Genomic DNA, 9,189 nt, shown 5'->3' on the forward strand with positions numbered 1-9,189 from the left:
GAAGTTGGTTAGGGATATCAGCCTCGGGAGGGGAAAGCGGACCTTCGGTCAGGTGGCAGTGACTGGCTGGAGAGAGCCCAAGGTGGACGGACTGCTGGAGTATGCACTCTCAGAACAAAGTTGACATAACGTCAATTTCAGACATTCATATGTATATGTTCGACCGCGAATTGGAAATAACCAGGCGGGAAATCGGGGCACGCTTGAGAGAACTTCGCAAGCGGAAAAGCCTGACCCAGTGTGAACTTGCTAAAGCGCTAGGACACAACAGCTCCACTCGACTTAACCAGATCGAACTTGGAAGAACTCGGCTCTACGCAGAAGAGTTGCCAATACTGTGTGAGATGTTGGCCTGTACTTCTTCCGACATAATCGGCGAACACATCGAGCCGAACGAAGACGCCGGTTAGTTTAGAGCCTATAGCTTTGCGTCCGATTTCTGCAGTGGCTGGTCCCGAGTCATTGGTATATCGGAGAAGCCGACGTTGGATTGGGCCGCAGACACCGGACAGAGCGCGCCTAGTGGGTCCTTCGGGTGCGACAGGTGTGGGTCGAAGTGGGGTTCGTAGGTGGCTTTCGATCCTTGGTGAACCAACGTGGTTGTCCTTGGAACCGTGCAAGCCAAGATCTTTCACGCTCTTTTCACGCAAAAATGAGCCAAATGTGATAAGGTGACCTTGGGTAAGCTCTCACCCAACACCTCAAGAGGATCGATAAAAAGGACAAATCCGATGCTTAAGTTCTCACATGGTATTTTGTCTGTAGCACTCATTCTTAGTTCTGCAGTTGGCGTCCAAGCCAACGATATTCCCAAAAACAAACAGACCAAGCTGGGCCTTTACCTCACTGCCGCAGAGGCCGGGGACATGCTTGCCAACGAGGACGTGCTCTTTGTGGATATCCGAAGTCGCGCCGAAGTCGCCTTTCTCGGCCTGCCCAAACAAGTAGACGTGCACATTCCGTACATGGTGATGCCGATGATGGCGGCCTTCAATGAAGAGAAAGGTGTGTACGACCTCGAGCTCAATCCAGATTTCCCCGTTGATTTCAAAAGCTATGCCGAAGCCCACGGTGTGTCCTCGGACTCACGTATCATTCTGATGTGTCGGTCTGGCTCACGCAGCGCACGCGCCGCTGACTTGCTTGCCGACATGGGATACACGCAGGTTTACTCGCTCATCGATGGGTACGAAGGCGACAAGGCCAAGGAGGGTCCCGGTAAAGGCCAGAGGTTGGTGAACGGTTGGCGCAATGCTGGCTTGGAATGGTCCTACAAGCAGACCCCACAACAGGTCTACCCTGCGGATCTGTTCTGACGAATCCGGCCGCGTGAGCACCTTCCGAGACCCGTTGCACCCATAGCAAGAAATTGGAATGATCCCCGGCCAGCGTGAACCAGTCGGGGAATTTCTTGTGGTTGCCGCGAAGTCGCTGTTAGGCAGCCAACGGCGCTTCCGGTTCAGCCGCGTACTCGCAAAGCCCTTCCTTCCATTCGAAAACCACCCTTTTTCGCGCTCTTGTGATGGCCGTGTATAGCAGGCGCTTGTGGTGCTCCATGGAAAGCCACTGTGGCTTCTTTAGGACCGATTGCGTGTCGATATAGACTGTATCTACACTTCGACCTTGGCTCTTATGCACCGTAGCGAACGCTGCCAACTCGAAGGAATTTATCTGTTCGACCCAGTCCAGAATCCCGGATGCTTGGGCGTGATTGAGCTTCCCTTTGTGGTAGAGGTGCTTAATTCGGTGCTCGAGCTTTTCACCTTGCCCATCGTACTGGAAGATGAAAGCGGGTGCACTGTGGTCTTCGAAGGATAAGCTGTAACCATTGACCACCAGTTCACCATGCTCGCTAAGGCATCTTGGCACATCAGGTAGCGTTCGGGTACTCCAGGCGACCTTCGAAACCTTGAATGTGTCGCCGTTCCGAAAGCTATCGTCAGTCTTCTTAGACATGACAATGTCGCCAGAGCGAAGTTGCTCACCTTCGCCCCCTCTTATGAGGGCCCGAAGCTTTTGCTGCCTTTTGTTCTCCGAAGTAACTACTAACATGCTGGAACCACTCGCGTAATCCTTGGTTGCGCGGTCTGTCCACTCTCGAGAGGAAACAACCTCGATATCGCCTTTGCCAATGATGCACTCCAAAGGTTCATCAGGACGGTTTTCTATTGAGTCCCTCAATTTCTCGCCCAATTCGAAGATGCTGCTATTCTTGGGAAATCGCACGCTTTCGTCGAGTACGATGGTCGTGAAACCTTGATGATTTATGACCTCTTCATCTTCTACCGGCGGTAGCTGAAGTCGATCACCGCTGTAAACAACAGGTAAATCGAACTCTCCAGCGTACTCCTCCACGGCTTTGAACAGAAACGTTCCAACCATTGAGAGTTCGTCGACGATGACCAAGTCCACGTTCCCAAATGGATTGTTTGTCGAACCTTTCTCTGCGGGCTTGCCGCGATTGGCTTCTTCGACGGGACGATAGCCTTGCACTACTCCAAGGGTGTCCTTGTCGTAGCCCTTTTTCCAGCCTATCGCGCTGTGGATTGTCATGACCCGATGCGGCGTGCCCGCCAACTCTCGTTCCAGGACGACCTTTGCCTGATGTGTCGGTGCCAGGAACAAGGCTTTCAGACCCTCAACTGACCTTGCTATCGCGAAGGTCTTTCCTGAACCGGCCCGCCCAGAGACAATGAGCCTTCCATTGGGCTGCATTGGCTTGATTGCTTCTGTGACATCATTTTGTCCTTTATTGAGTTTGTAGTTTTTTGAATTCAAAACGAAATTCCTTTCAATTTGTGCCCCGCTTCAGTCGACCTGCCCTGCAAAAACACAGGTTCAAAGGTCAACATTGAGTCACTCAAGACGCCACGAGCGCGGGTAAACCAAAATAGACATCGAGAGCGTTGCCCGTAATTGGGAAGTTCACATATGTAGATGGATTATCTATTTTCAAGCTATTAAAGTGAACGATTCATCGCCGCGCTGAAAACCACCGGCGGGAACACTGTATGTGCAGGCGCGAACCGGCTTGGTCGCCCCACCGATAAACCGAGCAACTCTAGGCATCTATAGAAGAAGAAACCTTCATAGGAGAACTATAGATGCTTACCAACTTCACGCTGCTTCTGGCGGCTGGGGTCGGCTGTCGGCTGGCCTTGTCGCTGGCTCTGAACCGGTACTCAGACCGATCACTGGAGATCCCACAGGCACTGGCTGTCATCCTGATTGTGCTGGCCTGTCTGCCCGCTTGGGCCTCCCCTCTGGCACTGCCTGTCCCTCTGGCTTTCGTCCTCGGGGCTGTCCTGCCTGACCTCCTGACACGGAGGACCTGAGCATGACCAAGCTGGACCTCAAGGAAGACGACATTGTCGTTATCCGGGCTTTCGAAGACGAGTGGCCCGAACACCTCTTCCGCGTCACCGACGTGTGGGAGGACTGTGTCGGAGGGGTCTCCCTCACCGGCCCCCTGAAGGACGAGTACGGCGAGCCCGACTACGACCTGATCCTTCGCGTCCACAGCCGCGCCAAAGGCTGATCGGAAGAGGCGCTCGTCCTCTGATCCCCCCTCACATCGTTAGAACACCAAGAAAGGAGAGGACCTATGTCTTCTGCTCCCATTCGCTATGCCTACCTGAAAGGTCAGACATGGCTCTATCGTCGTAACTACCCTAAGGAAGTTGCGGCTATCGTCGGAGCTCAGGCTCTGAAGCAATCCCTGAAGACCAGTGATGCCAAGGTAGCTCGTAAGAGAGCCGCTGAGGTGAATGCCCGGTACGAGGACACTGTCCAGCAGGTCTTGTCGGGGGCATTGTCTCTGCCACAGAGGGACACGCTGGTGGACGCTTCCACCTCTGAATGGGCAACCCCATCAGAACGGGCTCTTGCACGTCTCCGGGCCACTCTGCAGCACTCTGAGCCCGTTCGGTATCAGGTTCAGGGACAGCGTTCACAGACGGTCCACAAGGCTGTGAGACGGTATCTCCTGCTTCGGCAGAGGGACCTGCGTCCGGGTGGGTTCAAGTCTGTCCGGTACTCTCTGGAGCTGTTACAGTCGAAGTATGGGGACCTGATGCTGTCAGAGCTGTCTCGGGACCACGGTAAAGAGTTCCTGTCTCTGATTGCCCAGCTCAGCCCGTACCTAGGCAAGTCGAGAAAGACCCAGGGCCTGTCTCTGGATGCCTCTGTGGACTGGTCCCGATCCAGCCCCAAGCGGATCACCGGTCGGACCCAGCGCCGTATCTGGTCACAGGTGAAGCACTGGCTGGACTGGTGTGTCTACGAGGGAGAGCTGGAGACCAACCCGTTCTCCTCGGTCCGGTTCGACGCCAAGGTGAAGCACAGGCCCTATGCTGTTCCGACAGACAAGGAGGTGACAACCCTGATCAGAAGGTCTGACCCCATCATCGGCAAGGTGATGTTGGTGTGTCTGTTGTCGGGCATGCGGGCTGGGGAGGCGGCAGGACTGCTGAGGGAAGATATCGTCGCCAAGGGAAACCTTGGATGCTTCTTCCATGTCAGGCCCAATGCACTTCGCTTGCTGAAGACAGATGCCGCAGAACGGTTGGTGCCGGTGCATGCCCACCTGGATTCTGTTCTGTCATCTCTGCCAAGCAGTGGACCTCTGTTCCCGGACCTGAGGGTGAATGACATCACCAAGCGGTTTGCGGTTCTGAGAGACAAGCTGGGGATCGATCGTCCCGGTCTGGTGTTCCACAGCACCCGTAAGTGGTTCATCACCCAGTGTGAGAGAACGGGTGTGCCAGAGCACTTCACCGCCTCTCTGGTGGGGCATAAGTCGGCCCGGTCAGAGAACGGGATCACCTACAGCATCTATTCGGCCGGTATCAGTGACGAGCAGAAGCGGGACATCGTCGACCAGATCAGGGTGCCGGTGTCATGACGCTGATCGCCGACATCGAGGGCTTCGAAGAGAGGGCCGCTATCGCTGAGTACGATGGCGGTCTTTCTCGTTCTGAGGCGGAGAACGTGGCCGCCAGAGGTCAGGGCTTTCCTGATGCAGCAGCCTACTGGCAGTGGTTGGCTGACTATGTGGTGGCCCGCAGACTGCCCTAACAAAGGTCCCCGGCTGGCTCACGCTGGCCGGGGGTCATTCCAATTTTTTCTTTGGGAGGAACGGGTGCAACGGGTGCCAGGATACAGTTGTTCATCCGGGATAAGATCGAGGTCGGCAATGCGGATGGGGTGGTCTCTCAAGATCCGCTGTCGGAAATAATCTGATTTTTGAAAGCATGCTTTCGATGTAGAAAAGCGTTAAACTAAAGAGGTTTAGCTGCGCCGCTGCTTGCCTCGAAGAACCATGTGCTCAGCGTCAACTACAAAATACTCTTCTTTAGGGCTAAAGGTTCAGAGAAAGGATCTCGGATGGCAAATCTGGTTGGACAAATTCGTAATCTTGTTGGGTCGGTTCTGCTACATGTACGAGCACATAGTCTTGTCTTCGGGAGAGCTTGTTTTTTGTGATGAACAGAAAATTTTCATGTTTGGATGCCAGCACAGCGTCATGTCGCCGACCTCCTGCCGAGTAGAAGATCAATCGCGCAACTATTGATAGTGCCTTCGGTGTTTCATTGGCTGCGGTTATCAGCGCGAGTTTGGTGTTCTCGATATCGACGCAGTAGCTCGACAACCATTTGGCATCTTCTTTCAACGTGAAGGTATCGCCTACCAAAAAGTCTTCGAGCGACCTGATCTGCTCTCCTTGCATGACCCCATTACTTACTTTTAGCTCCGTCAACTGGCAGATCTCGACGCTGGTTTGCCTTGATTGACGCTCCATTGGAGAAGTTCTCCTAGGCGGAGCTTCGGCAGCGCTCTGAACTCCAACTTTTGGAAATGGAACGACGTTCAGGGAGGATCGTCCCTTGTGACCACGAGCGCATGGCTCAAAGCCTGATTGAGCCTCTCGTTGTCTGTACATGCTTAATCTCGACTCACGCGTAATAGGCTTGTGCATCTGCCCCTATCCTCGTTTTGCTGATGGCGTTCGAGTTACCTTCCCGTCGAGCCTTGAACTGCCGTACCGAAGGCTTTCGCATTCTGTTGGCTGCTGAAACCGAACTCGGTGCATCACATCGCTTGAGTGCCTTTAGGTGTTCGGGCAAGTCCTTGAACCGCGTGAACGCACGGGCAGTTGAGCCGTACGAATGCTCAGCTTCGAATTCTTCCAGCCCTGGGAACAGTGAAAGAAGTTCTGTTCTGACATCCTGATCAAGCGCCTGCATCGCGAACCGCCCTGGAAAGAAGCTCTCTGATGGGAACCCGTTCGAGAATATGATCTGGTGGTTCTCGAACATGATGTGGAAATAAGACACCGACCTGCACCCATTCATGACACGCGCGGAGCCACCTTCAAGCTTTGCAAGATGGATGGCACGTACCAGATGTTCGTTGCCTTCGACGGCAAAAAGCAGACCGTGTTGAGGTGAAACGATCAATGGATCATCACAGCCTGTCAGTTTCGGAGAAATCAAAACCGGGCGAACTTTTGGGTTTTCTTCCAGTTCCCTTGTCGACAGATCTCGGCGCCCAATCCAGACGATCGGTTGCAAACCATTGTCCCGCGTGACGACGTAATCGCCAGGACGCAGTGTTTCAACACTGCGCTCGCCCTGCGCTGTCAGGATGCGCGTACCAAGTGTAAAACAGACAACACCTGTGTTCTCGACAGAATATGTATCACGGGTCGCGGTCGCTCCTTGGATGACGAGACCACTGCCTGAACCAAACTGGGTGTTATCGGAGTAGTCAACAAGCTGACCTTTGCTGTCCGTGGTGTTGGACTGGTTCAGAATACCATCGTCAGCCTGGTCGGAATAAAGTTCAAAGATGTTTTCGTAATATGCCGATAGATTGACAAAATCATTGTTGGTGCCATCTCCATCGGAGATCGTTCCAGATGAGCCCGCGTTAAAGTCAGCGATAACGTCCAAACCTTGGTCAGGTGCGATTACAAAGACATCATCGCCATCGCCACCGGTCAGAAGGTCATCACCAGTCCCCCCTGTAAGAGTGTCATTCCCTGTTCCACCGTCGACTGTATCGTTTCCGGCCATGGCATTAATGACATCGTTGCCATCCCCACCGGTGATGCTGTCGTCACCAGCATCCAGTGGGGTCATTAACTCGGTGAACTCGATCTCTGCCCAACCGCCGTGATTTACGACACCAACGAATTGAATGTGCGTAGCGTTGATCGGGATTTCGAGGTCAACGGTCGCATCTGATGGACCCGAATAGATGAGCACAGATTGGCCATTCGTAACGGCATTCTCGTAGCCAACGCCGCCGCCACTTCCGGAAAGTGTGTCACCATTAACGTCAGTCGACCCAAAGCTGACGTAGACGTCAACCCAGCCGTCCTCTGCGCCCGGATCCCCTTCAATCAGCGTCAGTTTCGTTCCCCCAGGGACCTCTTGCCCGAAACTGTATTCAATGATGTCGCCATCGTGAAATCGCGACTCTGTTGTCAAATCACCATCGACAAAGTTTAGGGGATCGTCCGGGAGACCAGTCCCTTGATCTCCGAAGTGCGCAGCCTGCCCACCGGTCGCGTCCTGTGCGTAGCTGTATTGCAGTGTATCTGCGAGTGACTGTGCAGGCCCGGTCCGATCCCCTTCGATGACATCGTCGCCAGCACCGCCGTCGATGACGTCGCTTCCGTCGCCGCCTCCAAGAGTGTCGGCGCCATCTCCACCTAGGATGGTATCGTTGCCAAAACCGCCGTCGACCACGTCGTCGCCCGTGCCGGCATCAATATTGTCTTCGTAGAAATAGGGAGAATCCGGGCTTAGGAAAAAGTCGACCTGGGCGAGATCGTTATCGACGGTGACCTGATGCTCCGCGCTATCGGCGCCGACGTAAGCAAGGAGATACGTTCCATCGGGATTGACCGAGATTGAGTGGACATTTTCGAAGACAAGCCGGTCTGCTGCGTCTTCATCGATGATTGTGACGAGAAAATCGTCATCGAACGTCGCGAGATCAATCCGATAGATGTCGGCTGACCCATCATTCCCACCGCCTTTTTCGATGGCCAGATGCGTAAGGCCTTCAGTCAGCGCATCATCTGTGATCGTGAAGTCTTGCGCGAGCTCCTTGTTGGGCGTGATCGCGTCGACCTTAAGCGTAACCTTCCCGTTGTTGTCGAGGTTCGCGTCCGTGATCGAAAAGGCAAGGACCTCCGCACTGCCAGCCGGGCCAGGCGGCGTCCCCGTGTAAGCGTTCGCCGGTAGGTTGCTGACCTGCCAACCGGCGATTTCTGAATAGTCACCGTAGATGGTATCATTGCCTGCGCCAGCGACGATCGTATCGCGACCGCCCCCACCAATGATGGAGTCGTTGTCCCCATCGGCTCCGTCGATCACGTCTCCTTGCAGATCGGTGTATCCGGGACCCATCGCCTTGGCACCTTCCGCTCCTGTGATGAGACCGTCAGGCGCATAGTAGGGAGTGACAGCAGCCGCTTCAGGCTGGACCGTCAGAGTATAGAGCTCGGCATCGGCGCCATAGTAGGTGGCCGTATATGTGCCATCACCGTTATCGGTAAAGGTTTGGAGACCTTCAAGAAAGAGCTGATCCTGAACATTGTCTCCAGTGTTCTTCAATACGAGTGTGAAGTTGTCACTGTATTCAGACAGATCAACACGGATGACGTCCTGCTGATTGTCATTATCGCCGAACTTCTCAATCGTCAGTGCCGTGATAGGGTCGGTAGAGGAATTGACGATGGTGACATCATTCGCGTTTGCTTTGTTAGCAAATCCATCCACTTGAACGACCACGGCACCGTTGGCCGGGACGATAGCGTCCGTCAGCGTGTAGATGCTTACTTCGGCACCAGGATCGGGGGGCGGTGGGATGGCCATCTGTTCCTCGTTCGGGTTGGCGTAAACCTCGCAGAACTCGTACAGACTGGTTACTGACCATCACATCCTGCTGGATGAATGTGTCCTATTCTGAGCAGGGTTGGGGTGCTTTTTTGATTTTTCTATGTCCGGGCTGCTGTTTGCTTCTCGGACGACCGATAACGGCAAACTCTCTGTTGTTGCAGGAGATGTTGCGCCACAAAACGGTATCTCCGGGAGCACATCGCGAGCAATGCTGAACTTTTTTGGCAAGAGCTTTGAATTTTTGCCGATGTTGACGACAGCGACGTTACCCAACCCC

The 9,189-nt window shown here is 54.1% G+C and carries 9 protein-coding genes; 6 read left to right on the forward strand and 3 right to left on the reverse strand.

Annotation, left to right across the window (positions count from 1 at the left end; translation table 11 throughout):
* Positions 1–155 precede the first annotated feature (155 nt).
* Complete coding sequence (locus MGEO_RS20470) at positions 156–410, forward strand: helix-turn-helix domain-containing protein (protein WP_198948136.1); 255 nt, start codon at positions 156–158, stop codon at positions 408–410.
* A gap of 321 nt (positions 411–731) precedes the next feature.
* On the forward strand, positions 732–1,316 hold the full coding sequence (locus MGEO_RS20475; RefSeq protein ID WP_085641599.1) for a rhodanese-like domain-containing protein: 585 nt from the start codon (positions 732–734) through the stop codon (positions 1,314–1,316).
* 118 nt (positions 1,317–1,434) lie between these two features.
* Here MGEO_RS20475 and MGEO_RS20480 read toward each other — a convergent pair whose 3' ends face one another.
* Positions 1,435–2,778, reverse strand: a complete 1,344-nt coding sequence (locus MGEO_RS20480) for an ATP-dependent DNA helicase (protein ID WP_143746328.1) — start codon at positions 2,776–2,778, stop codon at positions 1,435–1,437.
* Between the two features lie 326 nt (positions 2,779–3,104).
* Between MGEO_RS20480 and MGEO_RS20485 the strand changes: the two genes are divergently transcribed.
* From MGEO_RS20485 to MGEO_RS21625, 4 genes are all read left to right on the forward strand, one after another.
* Positions 3,105–3,335 (forward strand): hypothetical protein, encoded by a 231-nt coding sequence (locus MGEO_RS20485; RefSeq protein ID WP_085641601.1) that lies wholly within the window; start codon positions 3,105–3,107, stop codon positions 3,333–3,335.
* A gap of 2 nt (positions 3,336–3,337) precedes the next feature.
* The gene (locus MGEO_RS20490; RefSeq protein WP_085641602.1) at positions 3,338–3,538 is read left to right on the forward strand and encodes a hypothetical protein; all 201 of its coding nucleotides are present in this window, start codon (positions 3,338–3,340) and stop codon (positions 3,536–3,538) included.
* Between the two features lie 66 nt (positions 3,539–3,604).
* Positions 3,605–4,903: a DUF6538 domain-containing protein gene (locus tag MGEO_RS20495; protein WP_085641603.1), complete on the forward strand. Its 1,299-nt coding sequence runs from the start codon at positions 3,605–3,607 to the stop codon at positions 4,901–4,903.
* Positions 4,900–5,076, forward strand: a complete 177-nt coding sequence (locus MGEO_RS21625; protein WP_170102935.1) for a hypothetical protein — start codon at positions 4,900–4,902, stop codon at positions 5,074–5,076. Before MGEO_RS20495 ends, MGEO_RS21625 begins: the two co-directional genes overlap by 4 nt.
* A gap of 283 nt (positions 5,077–5,359) precedes the next feature.
* Here the strand turns inward: MGEO_RS21625 and MGEO_RS20500 are convergent, their stop codons facing one another.
* Both MGEO_RS20500 and MGEO_RS20505 read right to left on the reverse strand, forming a co-directional pair.
* Complete coding sequence (locus MGEO_RS20500) at positions 5,360–5,800, reverse strand: hypothetical protein (protein ID WP_106299258.1); 441 nt, start codon at positions 5,798–5,800, stop codon at positions 5,360–5,362.
* 154 nt (positions 5,801–5,954) lie between these two features.
* Positions 5,955–8,888: a Hint domain-containing protein gene (locus MGEO_RS20505; RefSeq protein ID WP_085641605.1), complete on the reverse strand. Its 2,934-nt coding sequence runs from the start codon at positions 8,886–8,888 to the stop codon at positions 5,955–5,957.
* Positions 8,889–9,189 lie beyond the last annotated feature (301 nt).

It is taken from the genome of Marivita geojedonensis (assembly GCF_002115805.1).
Classification (GTDB): domain Bacteria; phylum Pseudomonadota; class Alphaproteobacteria; order Rhodobacterales; family Rhodobacteraceae; genus Marivita; species Marivita geojedonensis.

Excerpts from the sequence above, each read along its gene's own strand:
- MGEO_RS20475 (WP_085641599.1), top strand. The coding sequence starts at position 732 with ATGCTTAAGTTCTCACATGGTATTTTGTCTGTAGCACTCATTCTTAGT.
- MGEO_RS20490 (WP_085641602.1), top strand. The coding sequence starts at position 3,338 with ATGACCAAGCTGGACCTCAAGGAAGACGACATTGTCGTTATCCGGGCT.
- MGEO_RS20505 (WP_085641605.1), bottom strand. The coding sequence starts at position 8,888 with ATGGCCATCCCACCGCCCCCCGATCCTGGTGCCGAAGTAAGCATCTAC.
- MGEO_RS20470 (WP_198948136.1), top strand. The coding sequence starts at position 156 with ATGTTCGACCGCGAATTGGAAATAACCAGGCGGGAAATCGGGGCACGC.
- MGEO_RS20495 (WP_085641603.1), top strand. The coding sequence starts at position 3,605 with ATGTCTTCTGCTCCCATTCGCTATGCCTACCTGAAAGGTCAGACATGG.
- MGEO_RS20485 (WP_085641601.1), top strand. The coding sequence starts at position 3,105 with ATGCTTACCAACTTCACGCTGCTTCTGGCGGCTGGGGTCGGCTGTCGG.
- MGEO_RS21625 (WP_170102935.1), top strand. The coding sequence starts at position 4,900 with ATGACGCTGATCGCCGACATCGAGGGCTTCGAAGAGAGGGCCGCTATC.
- MGEO_RS20500 (WP_106299258.1), bottom strand. The coding sequence starts at position 5,800 with ATGGAGCGTCAATCAAGGCAAACCAGCGTCGAGATCTGCCAGTTGACG.